Consider the following 16,537-nt stretch of genomic DNA (forward strand, 5'->3'; position numbering starts at 1 on the left):
GACCGCGATCGCCCAGCGGGTCGCTACTTGGCGTCCAAGACGCCGGTCGCCCACAGTCCTGCAGCTCCCCCGGCGATCCCCGCCATCAGGTAGTAAGCAGAGTGGCCGCCCGGGAGGGCTTCAAGAGTGCTGAACTCCTCGATCCAGTTCAGCACCACCACGACAGCGCTGAGCCAGAACAGGGACCATCCAACGATCCGCACCGGCCGGGACTTGGTGTGGATCTTCGCGATCTTGAGCTGGGTGCTCTTGGCCTTGCCGTCGCTCATGTGTGTACCTCTTCTCTTTGAGGGGCCGCCGTCTCCACGTGTGCTTCTGGCAGCCGTTCCACGCCCGGGTGCCGCCGAGCCGAGACCATGAGGCAGATCACCGCTCCGGTGAACACCAGGATCGAAGTCCAGTCATTGAGTCGCAGACCCCAGAAGTGATGGGCCTGATCAATCCGCAAGTACTCGATCCAGAAGCGGCCGGCGGTGTATGCCGCTACATAGAGGGCGAACGTCCGGCCATGGCCCAGAGCGAAGCGACGACCCGCCCAGATCACCAGCAGAGCCACTCCGATGTCCCAGAGGGACTCGTACAGGAACGTGGGGTGGTAAGTCGCCACGTCGAGGGACGCAGCCGGCCTGTGTGCCGGGTCGATCGTCAGCCCCCACGGCAGATGGGTGGGCCTTCCGTACAGTTCCTGGTTGAACCAGTTACCCCAGCGCCCGATCGCCTGGGCGAACGCCAAGCCAGGGGCGATGGCATCGGTGAAAGCCGGGAGCGGCACACCGAGTCGTCGGCAGCCGATCCATGCGCCCAGGGCGCCGAACGCGACCGCTCCCCAGATGCCCAACCCACCCTGCCACACATAGAGCGCGCGGATCGGGTCCCCATGTTCGCCGAAGTAGGCGTCCGGGCTGGTGACGACGTGATAGAGCCGACCGCCCACGATCCCGAACGGCACTGCCCACACTGCGACGTCGCCGATGGTGTGCTTGCTGCCACCGCGCGATGTCCAGCGGCGGGTGCCGACCCATACGGCCACGAAGACACCGACGATGATGCAGAAGGCGTACGCCCTCAAGGGAATCGGACCCAGGTGGACGACGCCAGTCGGCGGGCTGGGCAGATACGCGAATTCCATGCGTGAAGTATAGACGAAACCGCTAAGTAAATTAGTAATTCAGCGCATGCCATCTTGACAACGCAACCACCCGCCGGACAGCGGCCCGACGAGGCAGCCCAGCCGCCCGCGCCGGTGAAGCCGTCGACCGAGCGCCGCCCGCCGGGGGGACGGGTGAGACGCTCAGCCGACGACAGATCGCTACCGTATTGCACTAAGGTATTTAGTACAACGCGGCGGGACGTTGCAGGAACTACCGCTGCGCGCAACGGAGCCGGACGGGCGCGAAGACGGTCCCTTGAGCCTCGCCAGCACTGTTACGCCTCGTAGGCAACCAGCCCCATCATCCCGCTCTCGCCGTGGTAGACGTTGTGGCAGTGCATCAGCCATCGGCCCGGGTTGTCCGCATCGAAGTCGCAGGTCACGGTTTTCCGTGGCAGAACGATCGTGGTGTCCTTGCGTGGCCCTGAACTACCCACCTGGTAGGTGTGACCGTGCAGGTGCATGGGATGCCACATGTCCGTTCCGTTCACGAACTGCAGGCGGACCCGTTGACCGCTTTGCACCAGGAAGGCGTTGGCGGCCGCCTTGTTGATATCGAAGCGCTTGCCGTTGATCGCCCAGTCGTACTTCCCCATGCTTCCCGTCAGCTCGACACGATGCGTGACGTCGGGTTTCCGCGCCTTCAGCCGGACGCTGTCCGCCGCCCGCAGATCGGTGGAGGCCAGGATGCGGCCGTTGAGCTCCCTGGGTCGCGCCGTGGGAGACGGCGTCCGGCCCGAGCCGGTGCGTACCAGCGCCATTCCGGAGGCGTTCTTCCCCTCCGCCAGCGAAACCAGCGGGAACACGCCATCCTTCAGGGTGACCAGCGCGTCGTACCGCTCCCCAGGAGCGATGAGCAGCGCGTCGACCTGCTCGTGCTCGACCGGATAGCCGTCGGTGTGCGTGATCGTCAGCCGATGCCCGCCGAGTGCGACCCGGAACGCGGTGTCGCCACCGGCATTGATGATCCGCAGCCGCACCTTCTGGTTCCGCTTGCCCCGGTAGGACACCGGGTCGGTTGGTGTGCGGCCGTTGACGAGGTAGTACGGGTACTTCACGTCACCGGCGTCACCGCCCAGCAGCTTGCTGGTGGCTCCCATGAGCATGAAGGGGTTGCCGTCCATGCCGGGCATCCGCGAGGACATGGACGGGGAAGGCGACGCGGAGCCCATGTCCATGCCGCCCATGCCGCCCTGGTCCATGCCCTCCATGCCGTCCATGCTGCCGGAGGGGGAAGGGGAGCCGCTGCCTCCCATGCCCTTCTGCAGAGCGGCGAGCGCCTGGGCGGGAGTGCCGGTGACTCCGTCGAGCCAGTCGTCCAGTACGACGACCCACTCGTCGTCGTACTTGAGCGGTTCGTGCGGGTCCTCCACGATAAGCGGCCCGTACAGGCCCCGATCGAGTTGCACGCCGACGTGCGGGTGGTGCCAGTACGTGCCGGGCTCGTCCGCGACGAAGCGGTAGGTGAAGGACGCACCGGGCGCCACCGCCCGCTGGGTGATCGGTGGCACGCCGTCCATGTTGTTGCGCAGGGCGACGCCGTGCCAGTGGATCGAGGTCTTCTCCGGGAGGTGGTTGGCGAGGTGGGCGACGAGCGTGTCACCGGCGGTGAGCCGGATCTCCTTACCCGGAAGCTCTCCGTCGTAGCTCCAGGTCTGGACCGTCTTGCCGCCGAGGTCGACGGTGCCGGCCGTGGCGGTGCGCCGCACCGTGCGTTCCTTACCGGTGCCGGTCCGCTTGTCAGCGGCGGCGGCCACCGCCGAACCCGACGGGCTCACCAGTTCGGGCTTCCCGCCCTGGCTGCCCGGTTTCTTACCGCTGCAGGCGGCGAGCAGGCCTGCTCCCGCCGTACCCGCTCCGGCCAGCAGCACGGAGCGTCGGTTGATCGCGTTCATGGATTCGTGTCCTCTGTGTGCGCGGCGCATCACGCCGTGTGGCAGGGCCATCGCAGCCCAAGGTGACCGTGGGGGTGAGGCCCGGCCTAAGTGCGCAGAACAGAGAGGACGAAGAGATCGGGCGGCGAACGCTCACCGACGAAGGAGGCGGGCGGGGCAGCTGGCTGTGCGACCGCTCGAAGGTGCTGCCCGCGCCCGAGGAGCGGCGGTGGCGCGAGGTGCTGACCGGCCCGGATGTCATACGAGGAGCAGTGGCCCATGCCGCCCGCCGGATGCCCCGCGTCCGACGGCGCGCACGATGCGGTGGGGTCCGTCTCGTGGTGGGAGTAGTGGGAGTGATCGTCCGGGGTATGCGTCGCCGGCTCAGCAGTCACTGAGGCGACGACGCCGTGGTGCATCGCGGACGTCATCGACGGGCTGGCAAGACTGTGATGTGCGACCACCGCGACGAGCAGCCACAGCAGGGCCAGCAGTGCCGCGGGCCGCCGGAGCGCGGCAGTGCGAGGCGCGTCGCCTCCCGCCGCTCCCCGCATGTCGGTCCCGCCTTCCTGTCGCACTGCTCTCTCGTCGTCGATCAGGATACCCGCCGGGGGTGTAACCACGCGGGCCCGATGCCAGAACGAGGGCACCTGAGCGCGTGGAGTCCGGGGTGACTGCGAGTAGGCACTCGAAACCGGGTGAGCGGAGCTTCCCCTACGTGAGGTCGTGTCGTGCCGTTAGAGCGGTAGCTGGAAACCGGTGATGGTTCCTTGCAGGCGGGAGATGAGGTCGGTCCACAGGCCGGTGATCTGCAGGATGCCAAGAAGGACGAGAAATACGCCGCCGGCGCGGGTGAGTGTTCTCGCATGGCGGCGCGCGAACCCGAAGCGGCGGACCGCGCCGTCGACGGAAAGCGCGGCGATCAGGAAGGGCAACCCGAGCCCCAGGCTGTATGTGAGGGAGAGCGCCGCTCCCCGGCTCGCGCTGGCGCTGGTGGCGGACAGCGAAAGCACGGCGGCAAGGGTAGGGCCGATGCAGGGCGTCCAGCCGATCCCGAACAGCGCACCCAGCAGTGGGGCTCCGGCCAGGCCCGCACGAGGACGCCAGCGCGGCCGGAACGTTCCACCGAGTAGGGGGACGCGCCACAGCAGGCCGGAGAAACTGAGACCCAGCAGTACGGTCAGAGAGCCGAGAACGATCGCGATGGGCCGCTGCTGCCGCACCAGGAGTGCGCCCATCCCCCCGAAGGCTGCTCCGTAGCTCGCGAACACTGCGCCGAAACCCGCTGTGAACAGCACGCTGCCGGCCAGAACGCGGCCGCGCGAACCTGTCCGCTCGTTCCCGTCCGTTCCGCTGAGACCCGCCGCGTACGAGAGATAGGCGGGGGCCAGCGGCAGACAGCATGGGGAGAAGAACGAGAGCGCTCCTGCTGCCAGGGCCAAGAGGAGCGCCAGTAGCAGTGGACCGGAGCCCACGGTGTTCGCGATCGCGCCGGCCAGTATCACTTGCCTGTCCCTTTCGGCTTTCCCTCGTTGGCTGCGGCCGTCACCACGGAACGCAGCGTGGTGTAGTTGACTCCCCCGACGATGCTGGCCGCGACCCGTCCGTGGCGGTCGATGACCGCGGTGCTCGGCACCGCGCTGATGGGGATGATGCCGTTGAAGTGGGCGACCAGACGCCCGTCCTGGTCGGCGAAGCTGGGATAGCGGATCTTGTACGTGGCTTCGAAGGCGCGCCCGGCCGGATTGTTGTCGCGGGTGTCGATGCCGGCGAACTCCACCCCGAGTTTCCGTGTCTCCTGCGCTATACGGTGCAGGCCAGGGGCCTCGGCGCGGCAGGGGGCGCACCAGGAGCCCCATACGTTGATCACTATGACGCGCCCGCGCCAGTCGGCCGTGTCGAGCCGCTTGCCGGTGATGGTCGTCCCACTGAGCGTGGGGGCCGACGGACGTTTGCCCACGGGGTACTTGGTGACCGCCGCCGATCCAGGATCGGCGGCGGCGCCCTTGGTGCCTGACCCGCCGCCTGCATCCGTCGTGCCGGTACCGCAGCCGGCGAGCAGCAGCGCGCCGACTCCCACGCCGAGAGCGCTCCGCCGGACCAGCGTCTTGCGGCTACTCACTGGCGGCGGAATGACATGACGGTGGCGGCGGTACCGCCTGCGAGCAGCGCCCGCCGGCACGTGTGGGCCGGCGCCGCCGCGGCGTTCTCGAACGGGCTGCCCATCACCGGCACGGCAGGCTTCGCCTTCTCTGCCTTCACGGACACGGCCTCTCACTTCCTTACGGGGACCCTGACGAAGCAACACGATACTGCTAAGTGATTTAGCAGATGTGTGGGGGATGCGTTCACCGCCGCGTTCTCGGGTGCCGGCTCCGGGAGTCGGCCGGTCGGTCACCCGCACTCGGGTACGCGCAGCACGAGTCCCGCCGCGGGCTTCGGCCAGAAGGATGTGGTCTTGCGCGGCAGGCACACGCCGGCAGTCGCGAAGCCGCGCACCGTGTCCTCGGTGATCGACGGCAGCAGGACAGCGGTGCCGCTGCCGTTCGCGGCTACGGCAGCAATCGCTTGTTCGGCATCGTGCACGTACTGTACGGCGCACCCCAGATCAGATACCGACCATGCGTGAGCCAGCAGGAGCCTGTCCGCTACGGCGGTGGGAAGCTGTTGCCACTGCGGTGGGCAGCCTGCCAATGCCCCTTGGAGGGCTGTCGGGTCGGGTTCGGTGACGGCCCACGCCCGTCCGGCTCCGGCAATGACCACCTCGCCGGGTGCGGGCCAGAACGCTCCGGCCGGCAGCGGCCTAACACGGGCGATATCGGCCGCGGCAGCGGCGGCCTTGTCCACCTCCAGGCCGGGGATCACCCGATGGATCGCGGTCAGCCGCAACGGAAGGTTCGTGGAATCGACCAGGAGGGCCAAGGCATGACGCCAGGGCGACGGATCCTCTTCCTGCTCGTGAAGCCGCAGGCAGGCCGCGTGGCGGTGATGCCCGTCGGCCATCAGGAAGCGCCTGCCCGCCAATCCGACTGTCAGAGCCGTCTGTTCGTCCGGGTCGGTGCACGCCCACAGCCGGTGCGTCATGGTTCCGATCCGGACGGTGGCCGTGGGCGGCCGTTGTGTGAGGCGGTCAGCGGCTTGCGTTCCGGTGCCGTCTGCGGTGCGGTGCGTGAGCAGCAGTGGCTCCAGCTGGGCCCGCAGCGCCCGCAGCATGGAGGCGCGCTGCACGACCAGGTGAGCGTCGACGTCCTCGTGGGGCAGCACTGGACCGGGCGTGTGGCCGGCCCAGTCCAGTTCCCCGATCAGGCCGCGTTGCACCCTGCGCCGGCCGGCGTGTTGTTCGTAGACGTACAGGGCCGGCCGGGGATCGCGGCGAAGTACTCCCCTCTGCAGCCAACGGGTCAGCTGGTCGGCTGCCGCGAGCGGATCGCGGTCGTGCAGCAGGCGGGCGATGTGGTGCGGTCGGCAGCGCAGAGCACGCGCTTGGGCCGGCCCGATCTCGTCGAACGGCGGGCTGACGACCGAAGACAGCGTGCCGGGAAGGGTTGGGGCGTAGCGGACTCCTCGGAAGGGCCGCAGAGGCACGGGGGTGTGGGCGGGGAGGCCAGGCAGGGACATGCGCGCTCCAAATCGGTGAGCACGGTCGGTCGGGGCGGGGAGGACGCATCGCGCCGGTCCCGCCCCAACCGACCGGCCGCTCGGGTCAGGCCGTCGCGGGCTGTGCCTCAGAGGCGGGTGCTACCAGTCGGCCGGTGCGGTGCAAGCCGTGCAGAGCGGCTGCGCAGGCCAAGCCCAGGGCGGACAGGGCGATCCACGGCAGCGCCGACATGCCGGCGGCCCTCGCGGTGTCGAGTGCCGCCCCGGTGAGCAGGTTGCCGAGCGTGATGCCGATGCCGCAGATGGTGTTGTACAAGCCGTAATGGGTGGCGACGAGGCGTCCACGGCAGAGCCGCACGATGGTGTCCATCTCGAACGGATAGGTGATCATCGTGCCGAGAGCCAGCAGCAGGGCAGCCAGCGTCGGCGGCACTGCGGCCAGCGCCCACCGTCCGACGCCGCCTTCTGGTACGGGAAGGGCGGTCGCGGCGAGAAGGGGGAGGAAGGCCGCGCCCATCGTCGCCAGGCCCCATGCCAGTGCCTGGCCCGGGACGAGGTTCTCCTTGCACCAGGCGGTGAGCTTCGTCTGCCCGGCGATGGTGGCGAGTCCCGACGCAGCGAACAGCAGTGCCACGGCCACTGTCCCGAACTCCCCGTCGCCGCCAACGCGCCGGACCTCCAACGGCAGCGCCAGGTAGACCTGGAACGACAGGACGTAGGCTCCGATCATGGCAGCGGAGAACAGCAGGAAGGGCCGGTTGGCCAGCACGCGGCGCCACTGGGCCCGAACGGTCTCCTTCGTCCTGTCGCCCATCCGGCTGACGGCCTCGGCGCGGCGTACAGGCAGGGAGCGGATCTGCACCGCGCTGAGCACCGCGAAGATCCCGGCGGATACCAGGCACGTGATCTTGAAGTCGATGCCGGTGAGCGCCATCCCGACCAGCGGGCCCAGCAGGATACCGGCCTGGTAGAACACGTTGAACAGAGCGAACGCCTCCACCCTGCGCTCCCCCGCGTCGGCTGCGAGGTAGGCGCGGACGGCCGGGTTGAACAACGCACCCGCGAACCCTGTGGCCGCGGACGCGGCGAGGAGCGCCGGCACGGAGTCGACGTACCCGAGAGCGGCGAAGCCGACGGTACGCAGGACGCAGCCCGCGACGATCAGTGGTTTGTAGCCGAGCCGGTCGGCCAGCGTTCCCCCGATGAGGAACATGCCCTGCTGGCTGAAGTTGCGGACACCCAGGACCAGTCCGACCAGCCATCCGGCCAGTCCGAGGGCTCCCGAAAGGTGCTGGGCCAGATAGGGCATCAGCATGTAGAAGCCGAGGTTGATCGTGAACTGGTTCAGCAGCAGCAGCTGGACGCTGCGGTCGTAGGAACGCGCCTGCGTGAGCACGGACTTCACCGCTCCTCCGTCCTGGCTCCGGTGATCGTGGTTCCGTCCCGCGTGAGGAATGGGTCGGGAGCGGCAGGGTCCACGAGACGGAGGGACTCCGCGTCCGCGGCGTCCCTCCGGGCCAGGGGGTCGAGCACCGTGGTGCAGCGCGACCAGCGGACGACCTCCTTCTCGTCGGGCCGCCCCACCACCTCGGGTTCGACCGGGGACGGCGCGTCGAGCAGGCCGTGCGAGGCGCAGTACTCGTCGTCGTAGACCGTTCCCAGATAGCGCTGCGGGCCATCGGGGAAGATCGCCGCAATGCGGGTCCGCGGATCGTGCGTGCGTGCCAGCCAGCTCGCCGCAAGGGTGACGGCGCCGACACTCCAGCCCCCCGTGGCGTAGTGAGAGGCCGCCAGTTGACGGCACGCCCACACGGCCTCGGACGGCGCGACCCAATGCACTTCGTCGAAGCGCTCGTAGGCGACATTGCGCGGATAGATGCTGGAGCCCAGGCCACGCATCAGGCGGGACCGGGCAGGCTGCCCGAAGATCGTCGAGCCGACCGTGTCCACGCCGACGACCTTCAGGTCCGGGTAGAGCTGGCGCAACACACCGGACAGACCAGCGGAGTGGCCTCCGGTGCCGACGCTGCAGACCAGTACGTCGATGTGGCCGAGCTGAGAGGCGAGTTCGAGGGCGAGTGGGGTGTAGGCGGCCACGTTGTCGGGATTGTTGTACTGGTCCGGGCACCACCCTCCGGGATGCTCGGACAGCAACTGCTCGACGCGGTCACGGCGGGCCTGCTGCCAACCGCCCGTCGGGCGCGGCTCGGCGACCGTGTCCACCCGCGCGCCGTAAGCGGTCAGGAGCCGGGTCATTGAGGGCTCGAGACCCGGATCGGTCACCAAGGTGACCGGGTGGTCGTGGACCAGGCCGGCCAGGGCGAGGCCGAGTCCGAGGGTGCCGCTGGTCGATTCGATGATCATGCCGTTCGGGAGGAGATCACCGCGAGCCCGTGCCCGCTCGACCATGTAGAGGCCGGGACGGTCCTTGATACCGCCGGGGTTGAAGCCTTCCAGCTTCGCCCAGAAGCCACGTCCGGGCGGGCACAGGGGCTCGGACACGCGGAGCAGGGGCGTGTTGCCGACGAGCCCGGACAGGTCGGCTCGAGAAGCCGACTGAGCCACATCGGTGGCGATGAGGGAGTGCATGGTTTCCGTTCGGTCGAGGTGGTTGCTTGCCTGCCGGCGGTGCGGATGGCAAAGCGGCAGCGCCGCGCCTGGTGACGCGGGGGTCGTTGCGTCCAGCCGCTCTCGCGGCCTCTAGTTGCGCCACTGGCCGGTGTTGGTGGGCATGCGGCGGCCGGCCTTCGTGCGCAGGGGCCGGAACAGTGCGGCTTCGGGCGTGCACCGGAGCATGGGAGAGGCAAGGTGAAGCGCGGGACGTGCCGGCAATGTTCCGGCGACATGCCGCGCTTCGTTGAGCGCGCCGGACATAAGAAAGCCGTAGGTAGCGCCTCACCAAAGCCGCACGAGGCGAGGCGCCGGGGCATGACAAATATGGCGTGCGCAGCGAATGACACAATTCCTCCGAGCTGAACCGTCCTGACGTGGACAGGCAGAAGTCCCGCGAAGCCGTTGGCGAGAATGATTCAGGCGCCGCCAGTCGCCCGCGATCGCGCATGACACGGTGGGGCAACGTTTCAGGGTGCGCCAGGAACCGGTGGCCGGGCGCTCGAGAGCGAAAAGAAGCGCAGCGTCGAGCAACCACAGAAAACGACTACCAGTTCGAAATGCGCTCAGGGCTAGATCAGGAGGATCACTGACTGCGCAGGCGCGGACCGCGCGAGAAGCGCGGGGGTGATGCCGAAGAGGCGGTGGCAATCTGGCATACGGCTGACGAAGCCCGCGGAGCTCAGGTCCAGGGGCGACGCACAAGGCGCTTCGAGCTGTGCGCCCTGGGGCGGTTGCCCTGACACACAGGTGCCGTCCGCATGGCCGGCTCCGTGGCTGCCGGGCTCATGGACCGGAAGCGTCGACTGCGCGGAATCGCCGACCGTCACAGCCCCGGCCCTCGCTTCCGCGACGACCGCTGTGGTGGGGAGGAGATGAACGCCGGCGCTTTCGGGGCTCAAGCCATGTGTATACAGCAGACCGAGCAGCGCCACGAACAGCCACAGTGAACGCCGCGCGCCCGCCGAATAGCGGGTACGCCGCGCACCGAATGGCAGCCGCACCGTGACCATGCCGTGATCGTACCCGGATATTGACCACCCGTCACAACCGGCAAGCCATTGGAGTGAAAGCCGCGCCGGTGTTTCGGACCGTTGCGCGCGCAACTCGCAATTCATCGGGCCGCGCCCCTCAATCACTGTAGGCGCCGGCGCCATACAAGCTTCTCGTCATCGCACAGATGCCCGACAAAGTCCGCCGCACAAAGACCGCCACCGCATCGGCTCGCAAGCACGACGCCGGCAGCGCGCACTCCCCCGCACCATCGCCCGTTGCCCACCTCCTGGATGCAGGCTGCCCACGAGGGTCGAGCGCCGGCGACCACGGCCGACTTCTGAGCCGAGCGGGGTCGCGTTATACCCCGCAGGGGTATAACGTTCACCCGAGACGGGGAGACCGTCGGCATCGGTCTCCTCTGCCCTGCCCACTTCACATGCCATGGAGTAGCCATGACTTCTCAGGCGAGCACCGGCTCTTGCTGCAGCTCGGACGGTTCCTGCACCAGCAAGGCCGCGACCGACACGCACAGCGGTGGCGTGACAACCGTCTACAAGGTGTCCGGAATGACCTGCGGCCACTGCGAGAGCGCGGTCTCTCAGGAGATCTCCGCACTCGGCGGTGTCAACGCGGTCAAGGCTGTCGCGGACTCCGGCGAGGTCACCGTTACCTCCGACGGACCGCTGGACGACGAGTCGGTACGCGCCGCCGTGGACGAGGCGGGCTACGAGCTCGTCGGTCGCACCTGACGGACCTCGCCCGTGGTCGCCGGGCTCGAATGAACGTCCCGATTCGTCCGTGTCCGCAGTGACTTTTCTGTCCGCGCGCGGGCGTGCCACCCCTCTCGTGGGCAGGGCAGCCGAGAACCTCAGTGGGCGCAGGCGTGTCCCGAGGGGTACGTGACGGGTCCGGCAACGAACGGAAGGGGCGGCGGATATGACGGAGCGGGGTCGTGCCGCAGGCAGCGCTGGCGAAACCGCGCAGCCAATCCTGGGGCGCGGCGGGCGTCTGAATACCGATGGCTGGGGCGGGATGCCCGGATGAACGGCGTCACGGCGGCACTGTCTCTTCTCGGTGTGGCGGTGATCGCCGTCCTCGGCGTGTACGGGGCGTCCTGGGCGGTGCGCCTGTCCTCGACGCCAGTGGATGCCGCACCGTTCGGCTCGGGGCTGGAGCCGGTGGAGCACGCGGTGAGCCGTTTCCATGTGCGCTGGTACACCGTGACCATGCTGTTCCTGGCCTTCGACATGGAGATGGTGTTCATGTATCCGTGGACCCGTGTGATTTCCGTGATGGGGACGAGCGCGGTGATCGAGATGTTCGTCTTCCTCGCGATTCTGCTCGCCGGGGTGGTCTACGCCTGGCGAGAGGGGGCGTTGCGGTGGACGTGACCGCCATGTCTCTGCGTGCCGCTGCCGCGCGACCGCGTGTACTGCTGACCGTCCTGCCGGGTGGGACGGCAGCACGGCTGGCTGCCGAACGGCAACTCCGGCTGCGGGACTGGCCGCTCGCGGCGAGCCCCGCGCAGGCCGATCTCCTCCTCGTCGCAGGCCCGGACTGCCCGGGCCTGCGGGCGCCACTGGAGCGGCTGTGGCAGGACCTGCCCACGCCCGCTGCCAGAGTCAGCGCCCCCGGCGCGGACGCCGTCCAGGCCGCGCTCGACTCCGGCCGGGCTCAGCTCGGTTCCCGGGAGGGACAGCTCGATCGGATCCGCGCGTCTGCCGGCGCGCACCGGCACGGCGGCCGGCCTGCGAAGGGCGAAGAGGGCCCCGGCGGTGTTCACGACGGGCATGGCCCTCACGGACACGGCGGGATGGAGATGCCGGGCGGGCTGTCCATGGCCGGAGTGGGCGAGGACCGCGACGGCCTGACACTTGACCAGCTCCACCTGCCACTCGGGCCGTTCCTGGCCGACTGGCCGAGCGGGCTGACCGTTCATCTGGTGCTTCAGGGCGATGTCATCCAGCAGGCGAACCTCGCGGATCCCATTGCACCCGGCGGTGAGGGGGCCGCACCGTTTTGGGCGCAGCCATGGATACAAGCGGACGCCGGTGAGCCGGTGACGGCGGGAGAGGCGGCGCGTCGGCGGTCGGCCGCGCATCTGGACAGCCTCTCCCGGCTGCTGTCGGTGGCCGGCTGGCCCGCTCAGACCGTCGTCGCCCGGCGGTTGCGCGACGACCTGCTCGCGGGCGCCCCCGGGCCCGCCATGGCGCCCCGGCTCGAACGCTTCACCCGCCGGGTCGGCCGATCCCGGACTCTGGCCTGGGCGACCCGCGGAATCGGCGAGTTGAGTACCCAGGGCGGGAAGCAGGCCGGGGTCAGCGGCCCGGCGGCCCGGGCCGGCGGGGATGTCACCGACCGGTACCGCCAGTGGCTGGCCGACATCCGCCGCGATTTGGGACGTCTGGACCAACCGGCGCGCCTCCAGGCGGCAGAGGCAGAGGAGAGCCCCCGCGGCCGATGGAGGGCGCAGCACCCGCCATCGGCCGCGCTGGTCACTGTGCTGCCTGCGCTGCTGACCGGTGCGGAACTGGCCGCGGCCCGCCTCATCGTGGCCAGTCTCGACCCCGACATGGACGAACTGCTGCCCACCCGACGGGAGGTGAGGGCACCCCATGACTGAGTCGGGAGCATGGTGGACGCTGCTGGCCGCTCCGGCGATGCTTTTCTGCCTGGCGGCGCTCGCGGTGGCCGCCAACTCGGTCCTCGATGCCCGCGACGCGGGCCGGAGCGCCGGCCCTGCGGCCGCGATGCGGCCTTTCCTCGCTCTGCCCCGGGCGCTGCTGACCCAGCCGCGGCGGCTGCCGGCCCCTGATGTGCTGTTGTGGAGGGCGGGTATTGCCATCGTGCCAGTGGCCGCTGTGCTCTCCACGCTGGTGATCCCCTTCGGCAATGTGGCGGTGGCCGATCTGTCGGTCGGGGTCCTGTGGTTCAACGCCATGGAGGTACTGACCTGGGCCGGACTGTGGCTGGCCGGCTGGGGGCCCAACGCGGCCTTCTCCCTCGTCGGCGGCTACCGCTTCCTCGCCCTTGGCCTGGCCTACGAGCTGCCGTTGATGTTCGCGCTGATCTCCGCGGCCACCGGCGCGCAGTCTCTGCGGGTGGGCGACATCGCCGCCGCCCAGCAGGGACTGTGGTACGCGGTGTGGATGCCGGTCGCCTTCGTCGTCTACCTGGCCGGGGTGCTCGCCTTCGGGTTCCTGGGCCCGTTCGCCTATCCCACCGGCCGCGACCTGGCCGGCGGGGTGCTCAGCGATGCCTCGGGGGTGGAGTGGCTGCTGCTGCAGGCCGGTCGGTGGCTGTGGTTGGCCGCGGGCGCGGCGATGGCTGTGCCGCTTTTCCTCGGCGGCGGCGCCGGCCCCCTCCTGCCCGCGTGGGCGTGGTCACTGATCAAGACGCTGGCCGTGCTCGCGGTCCTGGTGGTGGCAGTGAGGCGCCTGCCGCTGGTTCGGGCGGACCGGTACGTGGAGTTGGCCTGGGTGGTGCTCATTCCGCTGACGATCGCACAAACGCTGGTGCCGGCCTTGGTCGACCTGGCCCGATGAGGAACGAAGGGTTCACGTCATGGATGTGACAAGCACGGTTCTGCTCGTGTTCCTGGGTGTGCCGGCCCTTGTTTTCGGTGTCCTGGTCTTCACGCTGAATTCCATGGCCCGGGTGACCTTCGCCCTGCTCGCGTCCCTGGTGTGCGTGGGGGGTGTGGTGACCGTGTTGGGGCTGCCGTATCTCGGCATGGTCATCGTGCTGATGATGGTCATGGAAATGGTGATCATGGCCGTATTCATGATCGCCTACATGATGAATCCCGCGGGCCTGATGCCGATGTCGATGCTGCACAACAAGCGCGGCGCCCTCGTCATCAGCAGCGTCGTCTTCGCCGCGCTGGTGGCCGGGATCTTTGTGGTGCCATGGCCCGGACATGCCGGAGCTTTGCCGCGGGACACGACGTTCCAGGCCGGCATGGCGCTGATGGGCCCTCAGATGCTGACGATGGTCACACTGGGGTTCGTACTGCTGGCCACCATGGTGGGCGCTACGGTGCTCGCCACCCGCCGGGGCCGCTACGACCGCTTCGGCGACGACCTCGACCAGCGGCCCGCCCGGGACCCGGCCGGTGGCGGGGTGGGCCGATGACCTTCGAGCTGGTCCTAGTCCTGGCCGCCGGACTGTTCTGCGTCGGCCTGTTCGGTGCGCTGTCCCAGCAGTCCATCGTCATGATCATGATGGGTATCGAGCTGATGATCGGCGGCATCATCGTCGCAGGCGCCGACTTCTGGCGCTTCCTCGCCCCGGCCGCCCCCAGCGGCCAGGTGGTGATCGTCTCAGCGGTGGTGGCGATGGCGGTGGAGATGGCCATGGGCTTCGCCGTCACCACCGCCATCTACCGCTCCCGGCAGGTCGACATGACCGATATGGCCGAGGAGCTGAAGGGATGAGCGTGCTGCTCTGGCTGCTGATCGCCCTCCCTCTCGGCGTAGGTGCGTTGCTCGGTTCGGCGGGAACACGCGTCAACCGGTCGGCCCCCGCCCTCGGAACGGCGGCGGCCCTGGCGACGCTGGGCCTGGCCGTCGCCTCGGCGGTGACACGGCCGCGGGCGAGTGCGCCGCTGTTCGCCGGGATGCGGGCGGGACTGGCAGTGGACGGTCTGTCCGCGGTCATGGTGGTCACTGTTGCCGCGATCACCACGGCTGTCCTGGCCTTCACAGCGGGCGAGTTCAGCACCAAGGAGAACCGGGGCAGATTCTTCGGGCTGATGCTCCTCTTCGCCGGAGCCATGCTGGTCACCGTCACGGCGACCACCCTGCCGGTACTGCTCATGGCGTGGGAGGTCATGGGCGCCACCAGCTGGGCGCTGATCGGCCACTGGTGGAGCCGGTCCGAGCCGGTGCGCTCGGCTGACGTCGCGTTCCTGACGACCCGCGCAGCCGACCTCGGCCTGTATCTCGCGGCCGGCGCCGCTCTGGCCGGCGGTATCGGCTCCCTGCGTCTGGACGCGCTGCCGCGCACGGCCTCGCCCTGGCTGCACGTCGTCACCGCGGGCGTGGTCGCCGCGGCGCTGGGCAAGTCGGCGCAACTGCCGTTCTCGTTCTGGCTGTCGCGTGCCATGCGGGGCCCCAGCCCGGTCTCCGCACTCCTGCACTCGGCGACCATGGTCGTCGCCGGAGCCTACCTGCTGCTGCGTCTGCACCCCCTGCTGACCGTCACCGGCTGGGCCGGCCCATTCGTGGCATGGGCGGGTGCGGCCACCGCACTGCTGCTGGGTGTGGTCGCGGTCGCCCAGCGCGACCTCAAGCAGCTGCTCGCGGCCTCGACGTCCGCGCAGATCGGGTTCATGGTCCTGGCCGCCGGCACCGGTGGCATCGCCGCGGGCACCACGCAGCTCGTCGCACACGCCGCCACCAAAGCAGGGCTGTTCCTGGCCGCCGGGGCGTGGCTGACGGCATTGGGCACCAAACAGCTGCCCGCGCTGCGCGGCGCCGCCCGCCGCTACCCGCTGGTGGGCGCCTGCTTCCTCATCGGTGCTCTGACGCTGGCGGGCCTGCCCCCGCTGTCGCTGTGGGCGTCCAAGGACGGCGTCCTCGCCGCCGCCCGCGCCGACAACACGGGCCTCTACGTCGTGGGGCTCGCGGCCGCGGCCGTATCCGCCGTCTACAGCGTCAAGGCAGCCTGGTATGTCACACGGCCGCTGCCCGATGAGGTGGAGGCCGGCTACGACACCGAGCAACCCGGCACGCGGCACGTCTCACGCGCGGTTGCGGCGCCCTTGTGCGTGCTCGCGATGGCCGCGGCGGTGCTGGGGGTCCTTTCCCTGCCCGGTCCCGCAGCATGGCTCAAGGGACTGCTCGCAGCGCCCCACGAGCCGGCGCCCGCGCCGTGGGAACTGGGCGTGTCCGCCGCGGTCGCGCTCGCCTCAGCCGGCCTGGCCTGGAGGTGGCGGGCCCGCTCCCGCCCGGTACCGGTCTGGCACGCCGTGGTGCGTGGAGCGAGGCAATGGCTGTATCTGGAGCGAGCCGCACACGTCGTGGTGGTGCGGCCGCTGCTCGGCCTGGCGCGTGCGCTGGCCGTCTTCGACGACCGGGTCGTCGACGGTGCCGTGCGGCAGATCGCCCGTTGCGCTCTCGCCGCGGCCCGGATCGCACAGCGGCTCGACGACGGCGGCGTAGACGCCGCCGTACACGCGGTCGCGGCCGGAGCCCGGAACCTGGGCCGCCTGGCGCGCCGCCCGCAGACCGGCCTGCTGCACCAGTACTACGCCCAAGCCGCCGTCGGCTTCGCGGCGCTGACCTTGATCGTGCTGTTGGTGAGGTAA

General features: G+C 69.5%; 18 protein-coding genes. 7 read left to right on the top strand and 11 right to left on the bottom strand.

Annotated elements, in window-relative coordinates; genetic code table 11:
• Positions 1 to 23 precede the first annotated feature (23 nt).
• The 11 genes from JFN87_RS00830 to JFN87_RS00875 all read right to left on the bottom strand — a co-directional run bounded on the left by JFN87_RS00830 (position 24) and on the right by JFN87_RS00875 (position 10,244).
• Positions 24 to 269 carry a hypothetical protein gene (locus JFN87_RS00830; RefSeq protein ID WP_209337833.1) on the bottom strand — a complete coding sequence of 82 codons (246 nt, stop codon included), beginning with the start codon at positions 267 to 269 and terminating at the stop codon, positions 24 to 26.
• A complete protein-coding gene (lgt, locus tag JFN87_RS00835; RefSeq protein WP_209337834.1) occupies positions 266 to 1,129 on the bottom strand; it encodes a prolipoprotein diacylglyceryl transferase in 864 nt (287 codons plus the stop codon). Before lgt ends, JFN87_RS00830 begins: the two co-directional genes overlap by 4 nt.
• A gap of 296 nt (positions 1,130 to 1,425) precedes the next feature.
• Positions 1,426 to 3,045, bottom strand: coding sequence for a multicopper oxidase family protein (locus JFN87_RS00840; protein ID WP_209337835.1), 1,620 nt, complete (start codon positions 3,043 to 3,045; stop codon positions 1,426 to 1,428).
• Positions 3,046 to 3,131: 86 nt separating this feature from the next.
• Positions 3,132 to 3,578 carry a DUF6153 family protein gene (locus tag JFN87_RS34455; protein ID WP_372449159.1) on the bottom strand — a complete coding sequence of 149 codons (447 nt, stop codon included), beginning with the start codon at positions 3,576 to 3,578 and terminating at the stop codon, positions 3,132 to 3,134.
• A gap of 183 nt (positions 3,579 to 3,761) precedes the next feature.
• A complete protein-coding gene (locus tag JFN87_RS00845; protein ID WP_372449160.1) occupies positions 3,762 to 4,529 on the bottom strand; it encodes a cytochrome c biogenesis CcdA family protein in 768 nt (255 codons plus the stop codon).
• Complete coding sequence (locus tag JFN87_RS00850; protein ID WP_209337836.1) at positions 4,526 to 5,146, bottom strand: TlpA family protein disulfide reductase; 621 nt, start codon at positions 5,144 to 5,146, stop codon at positions 4,526 to 4,528. Before JFN87_RS00850 ends, JFN87_RS00845 begins: the two co-directional genes overlap by 4 nt.
• Entirely contained in the window at positions 5,143 to 5,292 is a 150-nt protein-coding gene (locus tag JFN87_RS00855) for a hypothetical protein (RefSeq protein ID WP_209337837.1), read from the bottom strand. The genes JFN87_RS00850 and JFN87_RS00855 overlap by 4 nt, the downstream gene beginning before the upstream one ends.
• Positions 5,293 to 5,418: 126 nt before the next feature.
• Complete coding sequence (locus tag JFN87_RS00860) at positions 5,419 to 6,642, bottom strand: DUF1015 domain-containing protein (protein ID WP_209337838.1); 1,224 nt, start codon at positions 6,640 to 6,642, stop codon at positions 5,419 to 5,421.
• An 85-nt stretch (positions 6,643 to 6,727) separates the two neighbouring features.
• Entirely contained in the window at positions 6,728 to 8,026 is a 1,299-nt protein-coding gene (locus JFN87_RS00865) for an MFS transporter (RefSeq protein ID WP_209337839.1), read from the bottom strand.
• Positions 8,023 to 9,210, bottom strand: coding sequence for a PLP-dependent cysteine synthase family protein (locus tag JFN87_RS00870; RefSeq protein ID WP_209337840.1), 1,188 nt, complete (start codon positions 9,208 to 9,210; stop codon positions 8,023 to 8,025). Before JFN87_RS00870 ends, JFN87_RS00865 begins: the two co-directional genes overlap by 4 nt.
• 593 nt (positions 9,211 to 9,803) lie before the next feature.
• Positions 9,804 to 10,244: a DUF6153 family protein gene (locus tag JFN87_RS00875; RefSeq protein WP_209337841.1), complete on the bottom strand. Its 441-nt coding sequence runs from the start codon at positions 10,242 to 10,244 to the stop codon at positions 9,804 to 9,806.
• Positions 10,245 to 10,679: 435 nt separating this feature from the next.
• On the opposite strand from JFN87_RS00875, the gene JFN87_RS00880 reads away from it, so the two are divergent.
• The 7 genes from JFN87_RS00880 to JFN87_RS00910 all read left to right on the top strand — a co-directional run bounded on the left by JFN87_RS00880 (position 10,680) and on the right by JFN87_RS00910 (position 16,537).
• Complete coding sequence (locus JFN87_RS00880; RefSeq protein WP_209337842.1) at positions 10,680 to 10,976, top strand: heavy-metal-associated domain-containing protein; 297 nt, start codon at positions 10,680 to 10,682, stop codon at positions 10,974 to 10,976.
• A gap of 291 nt (positions 10,977 to 11,267) precedes the next feature.
• The gene (locus tag JFN87_RS00885; protein ID WP_209337843.1) at positions 11,268 to 11,618 is read left to right on the top strand and encodes an NADH-quinone oxidoreductase subunit A; all 351 of its coding nucleotides are present in this window, start codon (positions 11,268 to 11,270) and stop codon (positions 11,616 to 11,618) included.
• Entirely contained in the window at positions 11,609 to 12,850 is a 1,242-nt protein-coding gene (locus JFN87_RS00890; RefSeq protein ID WP_209337844.1) for a hypothetical protein, read from the top strand. Before JFN87_RS00885 ends, JFN87_RS00890 begins: the two co-directional genes overlap by 10 nt.
• Positions 12,843 to 13,772, top strand: coding sequence for a complex I subunit 1 family protein (locus tag JFN87_RS00895; RefSeq protein ID WP_209337845.1), 930 nt, complete (start codon positions 12,843 to 12,845; stop codon positions 13,770 to 13,772). The genes JFN87_RS00890 and JFN87_RS00895 overlap by 8 nt, the downstream gene beginning before the upstream one ends.
• A gap of 19 nt (positions 13,773 to 13,791) precedes the next feature.
• Positions 13,792 to 14,361, top strand: a complete 570-nt coding sequence (locus JFN87_RS00900; protein ID WP_209337846.1) for an NADH-quinone oxidoreductase subunit J family protein — start codon at positions 13,792 to 13,794, stop codon at positions 14,359 to 14,361.
• Positions 14,358 to 14,663, top strand: coding sequence for an NADH-quinone oxidoreductase subunit NuoK (locus JFN87_RS00905; protein WP_209337847.1), 306 nt, complete (start codon positions 14,358 to 14,360; stop codon positions 14,661 to 14,663). Before JFN87_RS00900 ends, JFN87_RS00905 begins: the two co-directional genes overlap by 4 nt.
• The gene (locus JFN87_RS00910; protein ID WP_209337848.1) at positions 14,660 to 16,537 is read left to right on the top strand and encodes an NADH-quinone oxidoreductase subunit 5 family protein; all 1,878 of its coding nucleotides are present in this window, start codon (positions 14,660 to 14,662) and stop codon (positions 16,535 to 16,537) included. Before JFN87_RS00905 ends, JFN87_RS00910 begins: the two co-directional genes overlap by 4 nt.

Source organism: Streptomyces montanisoli, from assembly GCF_017813245.1.
Taxonomy (GTDB): Bacteria; Actinomycetota; Actinomycetes; order Streptomycetales; family Streptomycetaceae; genus Streptomyces; species Streptomyces montanisoli.